At 64.2% G+C, this 15,078-nt stretch carries 15 protein-coding genes; 7 read left to right on the forward strand and 8 right to left on the reverse strand.

What is annotated here, in order from left to right:
• Positions 1–58: 58 nt before the first annotated feature.
• Both JQ624_RS07715 and JQ624_RS07720 read right to left on the reverse strand, forming a co-directional pair.
• Positions 59–1,198, reverse strand: a complete 1,140-nt coding sequence (locus tag JQ624_RS07715; RefSeq protein WP_212418268.1) for a thiolase C-terminal domain-containing protein — start codon at positions 1,196–1,198, stop codon at positions 59–61.
• A 5-nt stretch (positions 1,199–1,203) separates the two neighbouring features.
• Positions 1,204–1,617 carry a Zn-ribbon domain-containing OB-fold protein gene (locus tag JQ624_RS07720; RefSeq protein WP_108519790.1) on the reverse strand — a complete coding sequence of 138 codons (414 nt, stop codon included), beginning with the start codon at positions 1,615–1,617 and terminating at the stop codon, positions 1,204–1,206.
• Positions 1,618–1,817: 200 nt separating this feature from the next.
• On the opposite strand from JQ624_RS07720, the gene JQ624_RS07725 reads away from it, so the two are divergent.
• From JQ624_RS07725 to JQ624_RS07745, 5 genes are all read left to right on the forward strand, one after another.
• Positions 1,818–3,167: an amidase gene (locus JQ624_RS07725; RefSeq protein WP_212418269.1), complete on the forward strand. Its 1,350-nt coding sequence runs from the start codon at positions 1,818–1,820 to the stop codon at positions 3,165–3,167.
• Positions 3,160–3,846, forward strand: coding sequence for a DUF2848 domain-containing protein (locus tag JQ624_RS07730; RefSeq protein WP_212418270.1), 687 nt, complete (start codon positions 3,160–3,162; stop codon positions 3,844–3,846). Before JQ624_RS07725 ends, JQ624_RS07730 begins: the two co-directional genes overlap by 8 nt.
• Before the next feature lie 112 nt (positions 3,847–3,958).
• Positions 3,959–4,699, forward strand: a complete 741-nt coding sequence (locus tag JQ624_RS07735) for a 2OG-Fe(II) oxygenase (RefSeq protein ID WP_212418271.1) — start codon at positions 3,959–3,961, stop codon at positions 4,697–4,699.
• Positions 4,700–4,711: 12 nt separating this feature from the next.
• The gene (gene alkB, locus JQ624_RS07740) at positions 4,712–5,365 is read left to right on the forward strand and encodes a DNA oxidative demethylase AlkB (RefSeq protein ID WP_212418272.1); all 654 of its coding nucleotides are present in this window, start codon (positions 4,712–4,714) and stop codon (positions 5,363–5,365) included.
• An 81-nt stretch (positions 5,366–5,446) separates the two neighbouring features.
• Complete coding sequence (locus JQ624_RS07745; protein WP_212418273.1) at positions 5,447–6,673, forward strand: MFS transporter; 1,227 nt, start codon at positions 5,447–5,449, stop codon at positions 6,671–6,673.
• On the opposite strand, the gene JQ624_RS07750 is transcribed toward JQ624_RS07745, so the two are convergent.
• From JQ624_RS07750 to hpaH, 6 genes are all read right to left on the reverse strand, one after another.
• Positions 6,670–8,301, reverse strand: a complete 1,632-nt coding sequence (locus JQ624_RS07750; protein ID WP_212418274.1) for a thiamine pyrophosphate-dependent enzyme — start codon at positions 8,299–8,301, stop codon at positions 6,670–6,672. The two genes, JQ624_RS07745 and JQ624_RS07750, sit on opposite strands and share 4 nt — an antisense overlap.
• 29 nt (positions 8,302–8,330) lie before the next feature.
• Positions 8,331–9,200: a fumarylacetoacetate hydrolase family protein gene (locus tag JQ624_RS07755; protein ID WP_212418275.1), complete on the reverse strand. Its 870-nt coding sequence runs from the start codon at positions 9,198–9,200 to the stop codon at positions 8,331–8,333.
• A gap of 11 nt (positions 9,201–9,211) precedes the next feature.
• Positions 9,212–10,195 (reverse strand): 3,4-dihydroxyphenylacetate 2,3-dioxygenase, encoded by a 984-nt coding sequence (gene hpaD / locus JQ624_RS07760; RefSeq protein ID WP_212418276.1) that lies wholly within the window; start codon positions 10,193–10,195, stop codon positions 9,212–9,214.
• A 114-nt stretch (positions 10,196–10,309) separates the two neighbouring features.
• Positions 10,310–11,854: a 5-carboxymethyl-2-hydroxymuconate semialdehyde dehydrogenase gene (gene hpaE / locus JQ624_RS07765; protein ID WP_212418277.1), complete on the reverse strand. Its 1,545-nt coding sequence runs from the start codon at positions 11,852–11,854 to the stop codon at positions 10,310–10,312.
• On the reverse strand, positions 11,847–12,245 hold the full coding sequence (locus tag JQ624_RS07770) for a 5-carboxymethyl-2-hydroxymuconate Delta-isomerase (RefSeq protein ID WP_212418278.1): 399 nt from the start codon (positions 12,243–12,245) through the stop codon (positions 11,847–11,849). The genes hpaE and JQ624_RS07770 overlap by 8 nt, the downstream gene beginning before the upstream one ends.
• 26 nt (positions 12,246–12,271) lie before the next feature.
• A complete protein-coding gene (hpaH, locus tag JQ624_RS07775) occupies positions 12,272–13,078 on the reverse strand; it encodes a 2-oxo-hept-4-ene-1,7-dioate hydratase (RefSeq protein WP_212418279.1) in 807 nt (268 codons plus the stop codon).
• Between the two features lie 144 nt (positions 13,079–13,222).
• Between hpaH and hpaR the strand changes: the two genes are divergently transcribed.
• Together hpaR and JQ624_RS07785 are read left to right on the forward strand one after the other, a co-directional pair.
• Positions 13,223–13,759 (forward strand): homoprotocatechuate degradation operon regulator HpaR, encoded by a 537-nt coding sequence (gene hpaR, locus JQ624_RS07780; RefSeq protein WP_212418280.1) that lies wholly within the window; start codon positions 13,223–13,225, stop codon positions 13,757–13,759.
• A 201-nt stretch (positions 13,760–13,960) separates the two neighbouring features.
• The gene (locus tag JQ624_RS07785) at positions 13,961–15,046 is read left to right on the forward strand and encodes a malate/lactate/ureidoglycolate dehydrogenase (RefSeq protein ID WP_212418281.1); all 1,086 of its coding nucleotides are present in this window, start codon (positions 13,961–13,963) and stop codon (positions 15,044–15,046) included.
• Positions 15,047–15,078: the final 32 nt, after the last annotated feature.

Consider the following 15,078-nt stretch of genomic DNA (forward strand, 5'->3'; position numbering starts at 1 on the left):
GCCGCACGATGGATTCCGGGCCTGCGCCTGACGGCGCATCCCGGAATGACGAAGGTGGTTATTTCTCGTTCGTAAAGATAATCGTGCCACTTGCCGCGAACATGCCGCCGACGCCGTGGCAGACCGAAATCTTCGCGTCCTTGACCTGCGCCGGCGCGATGCCGCGCATTTGCCGCACGCTTTCCTGCAGCGCGTACATGCCGTACATGCCGGAATGCATATAACTCAATCCGCCGCCATTGGTGTTGAGCGGCAGCTTGCCGCCGGGGCGGGTGTTGCCGTCGGCGATGAACTTGCCGGTCTCTTCATGCGGCATGAAGCCGAGATCACCCAGGCCATAGAGTGGCAGATGCGCAAAGGCGTCGTAGATCATCAGATGATCGACGTCCTTGTGGGCGATGCCGGCTTCGCGGAACGCGGTGGGACCCGCGACCTTGAAGGCGCGCGAGGAGTTGAACGTCTCCATCTGGCTGACCATCGGCGTTTCCACGCTCTCGCCGGTGCCAAGGATGTAGACCGGCTTGTTCGGAAAGTCCTTGGCACGGTCGGCCGAGGTGAGGATCAGCGCGCCGCCGCCGTCGGTGACGAGGCAGCATTGCAGGATACGGAATGGATAGGCGATCATCTTTGAATTCAGGACGTCCGCTACCGTGATCGGCGCCTTCATGGTCGCGCGCGGATTCTTCGCCGCCCATTCCCGCTGCACGACCGCGACCATGGCGATCTGCTCATGGGTGATGCCGTAGGTCTTCATGTAGCGCAGCACGGGGATCGGGAACATGCTGGGCGGGCCGTAGACGCCGAAGGGCGATTCGAACTGGCCGTTGAGGCTGTCCGCCGGCGTCGAGCGCGGCAGCTTGCCGATCATCGACTTGCCGCTCTCGGCATGCGTAATCAGCACAGTCTTGCAGAGGCCGGCCTCGATCGCGGCCGCGGCATGGCGGACGTGCAGCATGAATGAGCAGCCGCCGACGGAGGTGCCGTCGACCCAGGTCGGCGTGATGCCGAGGTAATGGGCGATCTGCTGCGGCGTCTCCACGGCGGTGGCGATGCCGTCGATGTCGGACAGTTTCAGCCCGGCATCGGCGATGGCGTTGAGCGCCGCGTCCGCATGGAGCTGGATCTGCGACATGTTCGGGATGACACCGAGTTCGGTGGTTTCGGCTGCGCCGACGACGGCGACTGCATTTCTGCGCATGGTGCTTAGCCCTTCGCCGGACGGAACAGGGGAAGGGTGATCTTGTCGTCGAGCTTTTCGAACGCGACTTCGAGCTTCATGTCGAGCTCGAGCGCCTCCGGCGTCTGCGGGCAGTCGATGATGTTGCTCATCATGCGCGGGCCTTCGTCGAGTTCGACGACGGCGATCGCGTAAGGCGGGGTGAAGCCGGGCGCCGCCGGACGGTGGTTGATGACGTAGCTGTAAAGCGTACCCTTGCCGCTGGCCTTGAACACGCTGACCTTGCGCGAGGCGCAGGAGGGGCAGAACGGACGCGGCGGGAAATAGACATTGGCGCAGGCGTCGCAGCGCTGCAGGCGCAATTCGCCGGCCTGCGTTCCATCCCAGAAATGCTGCGTTTCAGGCGTTGGTTTTGGTTTTGCGCGCGCAGGCTCCGCCATATCGGCTCTTCTCCTTGGGACGCGGGCGTCGGCCCGCTTGTTGCGGTCTTGATGCGACATTGACCGATCTCCGTCAACGGTCCCAGCAGCGGTGCTGTCGCATGGCCGCATTCCCTGCGCGTGAGACCGCTTGTATGCCAGCCCGTCATCGGAGATAGTCCGCGCCACGGTAAATCGCACAGGAAGTCATCAAGAACGCCATGCCGAACCATCCGACACTCGCCAGCCTCGCCGCCGACCTCGACACCGGCCGCACCACCGCGCGTCAACTGGTCGATGAATGTCTCGCAAGGATTGCCGATCCCGCCGGCGAGGGCGCGCGAACCTTTATTCATGTCGACAAGGATGCGGCCATGGCCGCCGCCGACGCGATGGATCATCTGCGCAAAGCCAACGCCGCGCCGTCGCCCTATGCCGGCATTCCCGTTTCGATCAAGGATCTCTACGACATCAAGGGACAGGTGACCCGCGCCGGCTCCCGCGCGTTGGAGGATTCCGCGCCGGCGGAGGCCGATGCGCCTGTCGTGGCGCGGCTGCGCCGGGCGGGGTTCATCGTCATCGGCCGCACCAATATGACCGAGTTCGCTTATTCGGGCATCGGCATCAATCCGCATTATGGTACGCCGAAAAGCGTGTGGAATCGCAGCGTTGGCCATGTGCCGGGCGGCTCGTCCTCGGGCGCGGCTGTCTCGATCGCCGACGGCATGGCTTACGGCGCGCTGGGCACCGATACCGGCGGCTCCTGCCGGATTCCGGCGGCCTATAACGGCATCGTCGGCTACAAGCCGACGCAACGCCGCGTGCCACTCGACGGCGGCGTGCCGCTGTCGTTCTCGCTCGACAGTTTTGGTCCGCTGGCGCGCACCGTCGGCTGCTGCGCGGTGCTCGACGCCGTGCTCGCCGATGAGGCCGTGCAGCCGCTGCAGCCGCGGCCGGTCAAGGGCGTGCGGCTCGCGGTGCCGACCACGGTCGCGCTCGACGACCTCGACGACGAGGTCGCGACGACGTTCGAGCGCGCGCTGGAGACGCTGTCGCGGCAGGGTGCGTCGATCGAGCGGATCGAGGTGCCGGAATTCCACGATGTCGCCGTCATGAACAGCAAGGGCGGATTTGCCGCCGCGGAGAGTTACGCCTGGCATCGCTATCTGATCGCGAGCCATGGCGACATCTATGACCCCCGCGTCCGCGTCCGCATCCAGCGCGGCGAAGGCATCAGCGCGGCCGACTATATCGATATCCTCAACGCGCGCCGCTCGTTCATTGCACGCACCGAACAGCGCATCGCCCCCTACGACGCGCTGGTGCTGCCGACCACGGCGAATGCGCCGCCCAGAATCGCCGATCTCGCCGATGACAAGGCGTTTGCCACGCAAAACCTGCGTTCCTTGCGCAACTGCACGCTGATCAACATGCTCGACGGCTGCGCGATCTCGCTGCCGGCGCACCGCGAAGGCGAGATGCCCGTGGGGCTGATGCTGGCGGCGGCCGGCGGATCGGACCGCCGCATCTTCGAATTGGCCGCCGGAATGGAGAATATCATCCGTGTTTGATCTGACCTTTACCGTCGAAGATAAGGGCGCATCGACGCCGCTGACGCTTGCGATCGACCATGCCGTGATCGCCGGCTGGACCGGCCGTGATCCGGTGGCGCGCGACAAGCACATCGCCGAACTCGAAGCGATCGGCATCGCGCGGCCAGCTTCGACGCCAATCTATTACCGCTGCTCGGCGCGGCGGATTACGCAGGCCGACCGCATCGAGGTCTCGGGCGAAAATTCCAGCGGCGAGGTCGAGTTCGTGCTGATCGGCTGGCAGGGCCGCATCTTCGTCGGCTGTGGCTCCGACCATACCGACCGCAAGGTGGAAGCCTATAGCGTCACGGTGTCAAAGCAGATGTGCGACAAGCCGGTTGCGTCCGGGCTGTGGGAACTGGAGGACGTCATCGCCCACTGGGACCGACTGATCCTGCGCTCCTGGGCCATCATCGATGGCGCGCGCGTGCTCTACCAGGAAGGCACACTCGATGCGATGCTGCCGGTGAAGGATCTCATCGACCGCGGCTTCGGCGGCAAAGGCCTGCCCGACGGCTGCGCCATGTTCGGCGGCACCTTTGCGGCCAGGGGCGGCATCCGCCCGGCTGATCGCTTCGAGTTCGAACTGGAAGATCCCGTGCTGAAGCGGAAGATCGGTCACGGGTATGATGTGATCACGATGCCGGTGTTGGGCTGAGATTTCTCCACACGTCGTCCCCGCGCCCGTGCGCAATTGCGCACTAGGCGGGGACGACGCGAGATCGGAAATCGGGTGGTTTTGTCGTGGCCTGACTCCGAGGCTGTTCGCCATGAGAGTAACCGCAAGAAATATTGACCGTCCGCCCACCGTGGCTTCGCGTGTCGCCACCATCGACTGGGCGAAGGCGACCGCCGATCTCGACGCGCAGGGCTGCGCCGTCCTGAAGGGATTGCTGTCGCCGGAAGAATGCGCCGCGCTGGCGGCGCTCTATCCGGACGACAAGAATTTCCGCAGCAAGATCGTGATGGAGCGTCACGGCTTTGGCCGCGGCGAATACAAATATTTCGCCTATCCGCTGCCGGACCTGATCGGGCAATTACGGCCGGCGCTCTATACGCGGCTGTGCGGCATCGCCAATCGCTGGAACGAGACGATGGGGATCGATATCCGCTATCCCGACCGGCACGAGGCGTTCCTGAAACGCTGCCACGATGCAGGGCAGACCCGGCCGACGCCGCTGCTATTGCAATATGGCGAGGGCGATTACAATTGCCTGCATCAGGATCTCTATGGCGAGCACGTGTTTCCGCTGCAGGTTGCGATCCTGCTGTCGGAGCCCGGGCGGGATTTTGAAGGTGGCGAGTTCGTGCTGACGGAACAGCGGCCGCGGATGCAGTCGCGGCCCGAGGTGGTCCCTCTCAGGCAGGGCGATGCGGTGGCGTTTGCTGTGCATGTCAGGCCGATGCAGGGGACGCGCGGGCCTTACCGGGTTAATCTGCGCCATGGCGTCAGCCGGATCCGCTCCGGCCATCGCCACACCGTCGGCGTGATCTTCCACGATGCCAATTGAGTGCGAACTGAGTTGACTGCAGATTTGTTCGAAGCCGTTCCGGATGCGCGGCCGTCGCGTGAAGCGATGGCGGAGGGCGCAGTGCTGCTGCGCGGATTTGCACGGCCGTTTGAGAGCGAAATGATTCCGGCGTTGCGCGAGATCATCGCACAAGCGCCGTTCCGGCGCATGTTCACCCCCGGCGGCCACCAGATGTCGGTGGCCATGACCAATTGCGGCAACGCCGGCTGGGTCACGGATCACAGCGGGTATCGTTACGACGGCGTCGATCCCAATTCCGGCCAGCCCTGGCCGGCGATGCCGGCGGCGTTTCGTCAGTTGGCGGAGCAGGCGGCTGCCGCGGGCGGCTTTGAGGGTTTTGCGCCGGATGCCTGCCTGATCAACCGCTATCAACCCGGCGCGCGGATGTCGCTGCATCAGGACAAGGACGAGCGGGATTTTGCCGCACCGATCGTATCGGTGTCGCTGGGGCTGCCCGCGATATTCCTGTTCGGCGGCGCAAAGCGCGCCGACAAGCCGAACCGTTACCGGCTGGAGCATGGCGACGTCGTGGTCTGGGGCGGGCCGTCGCGGCTATTCTTTCACGGCGTTGCCCCGCTCGCCGATGGCGAACATGCGCTGATGGGCCGTCAGCGTATCAATCTGACCTTTCGCAAGGCGCGGTGATATTCCTTCTCCCACAAGGGGAGAAGGGAAGTTCCATCGGCGCACGCGCTGGTCTATGCTCCGTAAGCGGGGGGGGGCGACATGAGCACGACAGAAGCAACGTCCAGCACCAGCGCCAGCAGCACCGGCGTCTATCTTGCCGTGCTGCAGCTGGTCTTCACGCTGGGCTGGACCACTTACGTCATCTACCTGCCAAAGCTCTGCGCCGAAGTCGGGATCGCGCCATCAGCCGTGATCCTGATTCTGATGCTGGATCAGGCGATCTTCACCATCACCGACACCGCGATGGGAATTGCCGCTGACCGGATCGCGCCGTTTGTCGGCAAGCTCGGTGTGTTCGTCGGCGTCCTGACCGCGATCTCCTGCGCGGCCTTTGTCGCACTGCCGTTCGTGGCCGGCACCGGGCCCGCCGCACAGGTCTGGTTCATCGCCCTGATCCTGATCTGGGTCGTGACGTCGTCGGCGCTGCGCGCGCCGCCGCTGACATTGCTGGGCAAATACGGCGCGCGGCCGGCAATCCCGTTTCTGTCGGCGCTGGCAATGCTCGGCTATGGTCTGGCAGGCGCGGTATCGCCCTATCTCGGCGTGGTGCTGCGCAATCACGACCCGCGGCTGCCCTTCGTGATCTCAGGCGTGGTGCTGCTGATCACGACGCTTGCCTTGTCGAAGGTCGAGCGCAATCTCGCGCAGGCGCCTCGCGTCGCGAAAGCGCCAGTGCCAGCCAAATCGCTCGGTCAGGTGCCGATGTTCTTCATCGCTTCGATGGTCATCCTGTCGCTCGGCTATCAGCTGCATTTTTCCATCAACAGCACGCCGTTCTTTCTGCGCTTCGCCAAGCCGGAAGAATTGCAATGGCTGATGCCGGTGTTCTGGATCGGCTTCAATATCGCGATGTTTCCGGCGAGCGTCGTGGTCAAGCATCGCGGCGGGCTGATCGTGATGGGCGCCGCCGGCCTGCTCGGGGCGCTGGCGGTGCTGGGAGCGGAAATGGCCGGCAATCTCAACATGCTGATTGCGGCGCAGTTCATCGCCGGTGCCGCGTGGGGCTGCATGCTGATGGCCGCGGTCTCGGCGGCGCTGGCGATCGGGGAGACCGGCGCCGAGGGCAAGGTCGTCGGGCTCGTCTTCTCCGCGCTGGCGCTCGCCACCTTTGCACGGATGGCGGCGGTCGCCGGCGGCCTGCAAAAGCTGCCGGAATATGCGCCGCTGCTGCAATGGGCCCCCGTCGCCTGCTGGTCGGTCGCCGGTGCGGGCCTGCTGGTGATTGCGGCGTCGCGAATGCAGCGAAGTATGGCGAGGCAGGTTTAGATATTCTTCGCCGGATGGATGAACGCCCACGGCGAGACTTCCGAATCCGTCGGCACCTCCACCGAAATCACGTAAGGCCCGCCATCGGCCAGCGCCTTTTCCAGCGCGGGGCGGAAATGATCCGGTGAGCTCACGCGCGCAGCGCCGACGCCGAAGGATTCCGCAAGTTTCACGAAATCCGGATTGACCAGGTCAGACGCTACCACGCGTCCGTCAAAATGCTGGCGCTGGTCGCGGCGGACATTGCCATAGGCATTGTTGTTGAACACCAGCGTCACCACGCCGATCTTGAACTGTACAGCGGTCGACAATTCCTGAACGCCGAACATGAAGCCGCCGTCGCCTGTGATCGCGACCACCGGCCGGTCCGGATTGGCGACCTTGGCCCCGAGCGCGGTCGGGAATCCCGAGCCGAGCGTGCCCTGATAGCCCGAGGTGATGAAGGTGCGCGGCTGGTAGACCGGAAAGCCGTACCAGGAAGCGAAGCCGACCTGCGACAATTCGTCGGTGACGATCGCATTTGCCGGCAGCACCTCGCGCAGGATGTTCAGATAGGCCATTTGTGGCTGAACCTTCTGGATCTCCTGCTGCGCCGCCGCCGTGGCCTCGCGGATCTCGCCGCGCCGGCCGCTGGTCCTGCTGTAGGCGGCCTTCTTCACGGCCGCGACCAGATCGGCGGTACCGGCCTTGGCGTCCGCGACGATCGCAGCGTCGGACGCAACCCGGCGCATTTCGACAGGATCGATATCGATGCGAACGGATTTCAATCCCTGCGGTTGGTACGGCCAGCGGAATCCGGACGCCGGCAGCTCCATGCGCGTGCCGATTCCGATCATCAGATCGGTGATCGGCCATAGCCTGTAGGCCGCCGCCATGGTCAGCCCGAGCTCATGCGCGTTGGAGACGATGCCGCGGCCGCTGCGGAACGCCACCACGGGCGCATCGATCATCTCGGCCAGTTCGAGGATTTCCTCGCACGCATGCAGCGCGCCGCTGCCGACGAAGATCATCGGCCGCTTGCTGGCCTTGATGAGATCAGCGGCCGCCTTGATCCGGCCGGGGTCGGGCTGCGGGGCGGGAAAGGTGTCGAACACTTTGGAAGGACCGACCTCGGCGCGTTGCGTGAAGACATCCCACGGCATTTCCAGCGACACCGGTCCGCGGCGTCCCGACAGCATTTCCTGAAACGCGCGCGACACCACTGGTGGCGCGGCGTCCGGATATTCGATGCGCTCCGCCCATTTGACGAAGGTGCGCAGCGTCGCGAGCTGGTCGGGCATCTCGTGCAGATGGCCGCGGCCCTTGCCGAGAAACGCCGTCGGCACCTGGCCGGTGAGGCACAGTACCGGCTCGTTGCAGCCGAAGGCGGTGAGCAACGCCGCGCCGGCATTGAGCACGCCGGGGCCGGGCACCACGCTGAACACGCCAGGCCTGCCCGATGAGCGCGCGTAGCCAAAGGCCATGTAGCCGCAGGCCTGTTCGTGGCGCGCGCCGATGACCTTCAACTGCGCCTGATGGAAGGCATCAAACAGGCCGTAAACTTGCGCGCCGGGCAGGCCGAACACGGTGTCGACGCCATGCGCGACGAGGCCATTGACGATTGCTTCGCCGCCGGAGGTTGATTTCATCGCTCTGTCCACTCGCTTCTCAGGATTTATCAGGCTTCGTCGATCACGCCGTTCCTAAGCATGCCGACGCCCTCGGCTTCAACCTCGATGACGTCGCCAGGCTTGAGATAGCGCGGCGGGTCGAAGCGCGCGCCGGCGCCGGTCGGCGTTCCCGTCACGATGACGTCGCCGGGCACCAGCGTAGTGAAGGTCGAGAGATAGTTGATGAGGTAGCGGAAGCCGAAGATCAACCGCCCGGTGCGGTCGTCCTGCCGCGTCTCGCCGTTGACCCGCGTGGTCAGGCGGATGTCCGCGATCTGGCTTTCGTCGGTGTAGGGCACGAGCCATGGTCCCAGACTGCCGGTGGAATCGAAATTCTTGCCCTGGGTGACGTTGAACTTGGCGTGCCGCACCCAGTCGCGAATGGTGCCTTCGTTGCACAGCGTGACGGCGGCGATGTGATCCAGCGCGTCACTCTCTTTAATATGCCGGCCGGCCTTGCCGATGACCAGCACCAGTTCGCCCTCGTAGTCGAGCTGGGCGGAAGCGCGTGGGCGAACCAGCGGGGCGTTGTGGCCGACGAAGGAGCGCGGCGTGCGCATGAACATGCTCGGATATTTCGGCGCGTCCTGGCCGTCCCTGTATTCGGCGTTGCGGTCCGGGTAGTTCACACCGATGCAGATGATCTTTTCCGGCGAGGGAATCGGCGGCTGCCAAGCGATCGCATCGAGCGCATGGTCCGGCGAACGCCGCGCCGCATCTTCGGCGAGTTTCATCAGCGCACCGGCGGCGATGGCTTCGCGCAGCGTCGGGTACTCCTTGGCGAAACGCGCGGAGAGATCGACGATTCCGGCATCGGTCACGGCGCCGTACTTCTGCGTGCCGTTAACGGTGTAGGTGGCGAGGTGGGGATGAGCCATCTGCGATCCGATCAATCCGCAATCGTGACGTCGGCGACGAAGGCGGGTTCGCGCACCGCTTGCCCCGTGAAGGGCGTACCTTCCTCGAACCAGGAGCGCGGCGCGGGCGCGCCCCACAGCGTCTGCCGGCGCGGGTCCTTCAGCGACCAGCGCAGCGGCTCGTGGTCGTGATCGCCGGTGAAATAGTCGCTGGTGTAGAGCTCGAGGCGGTGGCCATCGGGATCCCGGACATAGAGAAAGAATGCGTTCGAGATGCCGTGACGACCGGGGCCGCGCTCGATGTTCTTCAGATAGCCGCTGGAGGCCATGACGTCGCAGAGATGCAGGATGTTCATCGCGGTCGGCGTCCAATAGGCAAAGTGGTGCAGGCGGGGGCCGCGGCCGTTGGTGATGGCGAAGTCATGCACATTGCCCTTGCGGTGCATCCAGGCCGCAGCGATCCGCCCGTTAGGTCCGTCTTCCTCGCCATATTCGGTCAGGCGGAAGCCGAGCCGGGCGTAGAAATCGACGGTGTTTTGGACCTCGGGGGCGAAGACGTTGAAATGGTCGAGCCGTTGCGGATGGCAGCCCTTGTAGAGGTCGTAGCGCCGGAGCAGATGCGGGCGTTTTTCCATCGTTGCATAGAGTTCAAGCTGGAAGCCGGCGGGGTCGGTGAACTGCAGCGTACGCCCCTGGAACGGCTGCTCGGCGAAGGCGTAAGTAATGCCGTTCTCGGAAAAGAACGCCGCCGCCTTGTCGAGATCGCCGTCATTGCCGACCTTGAAGCCGAGCCGGCTGCAGGCCGCGACAGGGGCCTTTCGCAGCACCAGCGAGTGATGCTGATGCTCCTCGCTGCCGCGCAGGTACACCGCCTGGTCGTCGCTGTCCTCGACATGGAGGCCGACGGTGTTCTCGTAGAAGGCGCGGCTCTTGTCGAGGTCGACGACATCAAGCACGGCGTGGCTGCATCGGATGATGTTGAAGGGTGGGTCGAAGATGTGTGTCGGAACGGGCATGTGCTTTTATCCAGTCCTCAATTGTTAATCCTCATGGTGAGGAGGCGCGCCAGCGCCGTCTCGAACCATGTGGCCCGTGGCCCATCCTTCGAGACGCGGGCTTGCGCCCGCTCCTCAGGATGAGGGCAGGCCGAGCTTCTGAATCTTGTGCGTCCCGCGGGCGAGCGAGACGTGCTTGGTCTCCATGTAGAAATCGAACGAGTAATCGCCGCCGTCACGGCCGATGCCGGACGATTTCATGCCGCCGAACGGCGTCGGCAGGTGGCGCACGTTTTCGGAATTGAGCCAGATCATGCCGGCCTCCAGCGCGTCCGCCACCCGCAGGGCGCGGCCCATGTCGCCGGTCCAGACATAGCCGGTCAGGCCGTACTGCACGCCATTGGCGATCTCGATCGCGTCCTTCTCGTCCTTGAAGGGGATCACAGTCAGGAACGGGCCGAACACTTCCTCCTGCGCCACCCGCATCTTCGAATGCGCTGACGTGACGAGTGTCGGCTGCACGTAATGCCCGCCGCCGGGGCCGTCATGCGGCTTTCCGCCGACGGCAATGGTGGCGCCGTCCTGCCGCGCCACGTCGAAATAGCTGCAGACTTTTGCGAGGTGCCGCTCATGGATCAGCGGCCCGATTTCGGTCGCGGGATCGAGCGGGTGGCCGACCTTCAAGGCCTTCACTCTGGTTGTCAGCTTTTCGATGAACTTTTCGGCAATGCCCTCCTGAACCAGCAGCCGGCTCGACGAGGTGCAGCGCTCGCCGTTCAGCGAGTAGATCATGAAGACCACCGCATCCAGCGCCCGGTCGAGGTCGGCGTCGTCGAACACGATGACGGGGTTCTTGCCACCGAGCTCGAAATGGACGCGTTTCAGGGTAGGGGCGCCCTGTGCCATGATCGCCGAGCCCGTCGCGCTCTCGCCGACAAAGCCGATCGCCTTGATCGCGGGATGCTCGGTCAGCGCCTTGCCGGCTTCTTCGCCCATGCCATGGACGGTGTTAAGCACGCCGTCGGGCAAGCCGGCCTGTTTCGCAAGCTTCGCCAGCAGGTCCGCCGTCACCGGCGACCATTCAGCGGGCTTGTGCACGACGGTGCAGCCGGCAGCCAGCGCAGGGGCGATTTTCCAGGTCGACAGCATGAACGGCGTGTTCCATGGCGTGATCACGCCGACCGGGCCGATCGGCACCCGGGTCGAGATGTTCCAGTGCTCCTCGGAGGGCATGTTGAGGCCGTCCCTCGCCTCGGCGCATTTGTCGGCGAAGAAGCGGAAGTTTTCCGCCGCCCGGATCGCGGCCTTGGCCATGAAGCGGTGCGCCTGGCCCGTGTCGATGCATTCCAATACCGCGATGTCGTCGGCGTGGTCCTCGATGGCATCCGCCACGCGATGCAGCAATTTCTTCCGCATCGCAGCCGACATCTCGCGCCAGGACTTGAAGGCAAGGCTTGCCGCGGTTGCGGCGCGGTCGATGTCTTCGGCATTGCCGCGGGCGACCGACGCCAGCACTGCGCCGTCGACCGGGGACTTGGTCTCGAACGTCTGGCCTGAGATCGACGGCACGGACTTGCCGTCGATCATGTGCCCGATGCCCTCGCTCTTTAATTTGGCGAGCAGGGGGGCGGCGCGGTCGCGGTTAGCCGGAAACACGTCCTTCGGTGTCGCCTTATCCATTGAGAGCCTCCACTTTCAGAGCTTCGTGGATGTTGTTGCGTTTCCAGCTGGTTTCCTTGTCGTTGATCTGCATGTCGAACGACAGCGCGAACTTCTCGTTCGCAAACACCGGATCGAGATAGGCCGACAGGGCCTTGAAAATATGTTCACCCGCCTTCTTGCGGGTGGCTAGGTCGCGGCCCTCGCCGAGGCGGAGCACCATATCGAGAAAGCTGTAATTCGCAGCGCCGTCGGCGATCGCATAGTGCTCGCACCTGATAGCGCGGACACGAATACCTCCGAGCGGGAAGATGCCGGTCTCGATCGCGGCCTTGCGAACCAGCTCCACGACCGCACCCATGTCGACGCGGCCATCGAGATTAGCTGAATATTCAATCGTGAAATGCGGCATGCGACGACTCCCGCTTTCCTAAAGCATCATGCGAAGTAGCAGCTCACGGACCCGTAAGGGCCATAGTCGGCCTGGATCGTGTCGCCCTTGCGGGTCTCGATCGGGCGGATGAACGATCCCGCCAGCACCACTTGTCCGGCTTCCAGCGCCAGCCCGTTCGGCGCGATCTTATTGGCAAGCCAAGCCACGGATGTCGCGGGATGGTTGAGAACGCCGGCCGCAAGCTCGGTCTCTTCCAACTGGCCGTTGCGGAAGCAGAGCGCGCCGATCCAGCGCAGGTCAACGTCCATCGGCCGGATCGGCCGACCGCCGAGCACGATACCGGCATTCGCGGCATTGTCGGCGATGGTGTCGAAAATCTTGCGGGTGGATTTGGTTTGCGGATCGACCCGTTCGACCCGCGTATCCAGGATCTCCAGCGCGGGCACCACAAAATCGGTGGCGTTGAGCACGTCGAACATCGTGCAGTCCGGTCCAGCCAGCCGCGACTTCATCACGAAGGCGAGTTCGGCCTCGATGCGGGTGGCGATGAAGCGATCGGACGGGACGAGCCCGCCATCGGCAAAGAACATGTCGTCCAGCAGGATGCCGGAGTCAGGCTCGTCGATATTGAGCGCGCTCTGCATCGCCTTCGAGGTCAGGCCGATCTTGTGGCCCTTCACAGCGCGGCCCCCCGTTACTTTCATCTCGACCCAGGCTTTCTGAATAGCGTAGGCATCTTCGATCGTTATGCCGGGATATTCGAGCGAAAGCTGCCGGATCTGCCTGCGAGTCTTTTCGGCCTGGTCGAGCCGCTCGGCGGCGCTTCGGATTTCGTCTCTGGAGAGGGCCATGGGCGTGGGGCTGCTCAGCAAAAAGCGGGTGCTGAAATTTGTTTAACATGTTAAGTTATCCGCTGCAAACTGATTTGGTGCTTGTTGCGCCGCAAAACTTTATCCTTTCCGGAATCGACGATTCCTGATGGCGGACCACTGAAGATGGCAGGCAAGAAATCGCCGAACGGATCGCGCTCGGACCCGGAGGGAACGACGGAGGCCCGCCGCGCGCCGATGCGCGAATTCTCACGTTCGCTGCCGATGTCGTTGCTGCGCGCCCGTGAAGCGGTCATGCGGCAGTTCCGTCCCTCTTTGCGCAACCACGGCCTGACAGAACAGCAATGGCGCATCCTGCGCGCGCTGACGGCAGTGGACACTATCGAGGTGACAGAGCTGGCGCGCGTCGCCTTTTTGCTGGGTCCAAGCCTGTCGCGAATCCTGCGCGATCTCGAAGCGCGCGACCTGATCGAGAGGCGGACGGCCAAGGCCGATCTGCGCCGCGGCGAGGTGTCGATCTCGTCCAAGGGGTTGAAGCTGATCGAAGCCGTGGCGCCGACCTCGGAGGCGATCTACGCCGAAATCACCAGCCGCTATGGCGCCCGCAAGCTTGCCGAGTTGCAGGACATGCTGGCCGAGCTCGAGCGCGGCCTTGCGGAAATGGAAGTGGCCGGTGAGCCAGACGCCGAAGCCGACGAGTAAGCGCAAATTTGCATGATGCTAGCGGCCCGATGCATAGCGGCCGGGCAAATGATTGCAATCATTTGTCTAATGGTAGACACGCGCGCGATTTTTCGCTCAAAGTGCCGGCCAAGCCGGTCATCAAAACCGGCGCGGGAGTCGTGGGGTTCGCCGCCAATGCACAGGCTGCCCCGGCGCTAGGACAAGGCTGAAATCCGAAAAATGGTCACCATACAAGTCAACAAGCTGATCGATTTTGTCGCCGAGGTTTTTTCGCATTCGGAGTCCTCACCTGAGGAAGCCAGGCGCATCGCGACCTACCTCACGACGGCCAATCTCACAGGCCACGACAGCCACGGCGTGATCCGGGTGCCGGTCTACATCCGCTGGAAGAAGACGGGCAACGTGGTTCCCAACCAGACCCCCGAGATTGTCGTCGATACGCCGTCACTCGCCGTGGTCGATGGCAAGTTCGGATACGGCCAGACCGTGACGCCGTTCGCGGTGCGGACCGGCATTGAGAAGTGCAAGAAGTCAGGCCTTGCCGCGATCGCGCTGCGCAACGCCGGGCATATCGGCCGCGTCGGCGACTGGGCCGAAATGGCCGCCGCCGAAGGGCTGGTGTCGGTGCACTTCGTCAACGGCGCGGGCTCGCTGCTGGTTGCTCCCTATGGCGGTGTCCAGAAGCGGCTCTCGACTGCGCCCTATTGCGTCGGCATTCCGCGCCAGGGGCAGGATCCGATCGTGCTCGATTTCGCCACCTCGATCGTCGCCGAAGGCAAGGTGCTGGTGGCAAGCCGCGGCGGCAAGAAGCTGCCGACCGGTGCGTTGGTCGATGCCGACGGTACGCTGAGCGAGGAGCCGTCCGTCCTCTATGGTCCCTACACCCCGGACGGGCCACGCGACCACACCAAGGGCACCGGCGCGATCCGCGCGTTCGGCGAGCACAAGGGATCGGGCCTTGCCTTCATCTGCGAGCTGCTCGGCGGCGCGCTCACCGGCACCGGTGCGACGTCAGGCGGCCGGCAGTTCGCCAACGGCATGCTCGCCTTCTATGTCGACCCCAAGGTGATCGACACCGGCAATTACTTCGACGACGAAATCTCGCGCTATACCGACTTCATCCGGGAGACCAAGCCGATTGCCGGCGTCGAGTCCGTGCTGGTCCCGGGCGATCCCGAACGCAAGACGCGCGCCGAGCGCACCAGGAACGGTGTACCGCTACCTGATGATACCTGGGCTGCGATCGTCAACACCGCCCGTGAGGTCGGCGTCAGCGAAGCCAGCATTCAACGCGCGACCAGCTAATCAACTCCGTGAACTCCAACAATCGTAACGAT

It is taken from the genome of Bradyrhizobium sp. AUGA SZCCT0283 (assembly GCF_018130385.1).
Taxonomy (GTDB): domain Bacteria; phylum Pseudomonadota; class Alphaproteobacteria; order Rhizobiales; family Xanthobacteraceae; genus Bradyrhizobium.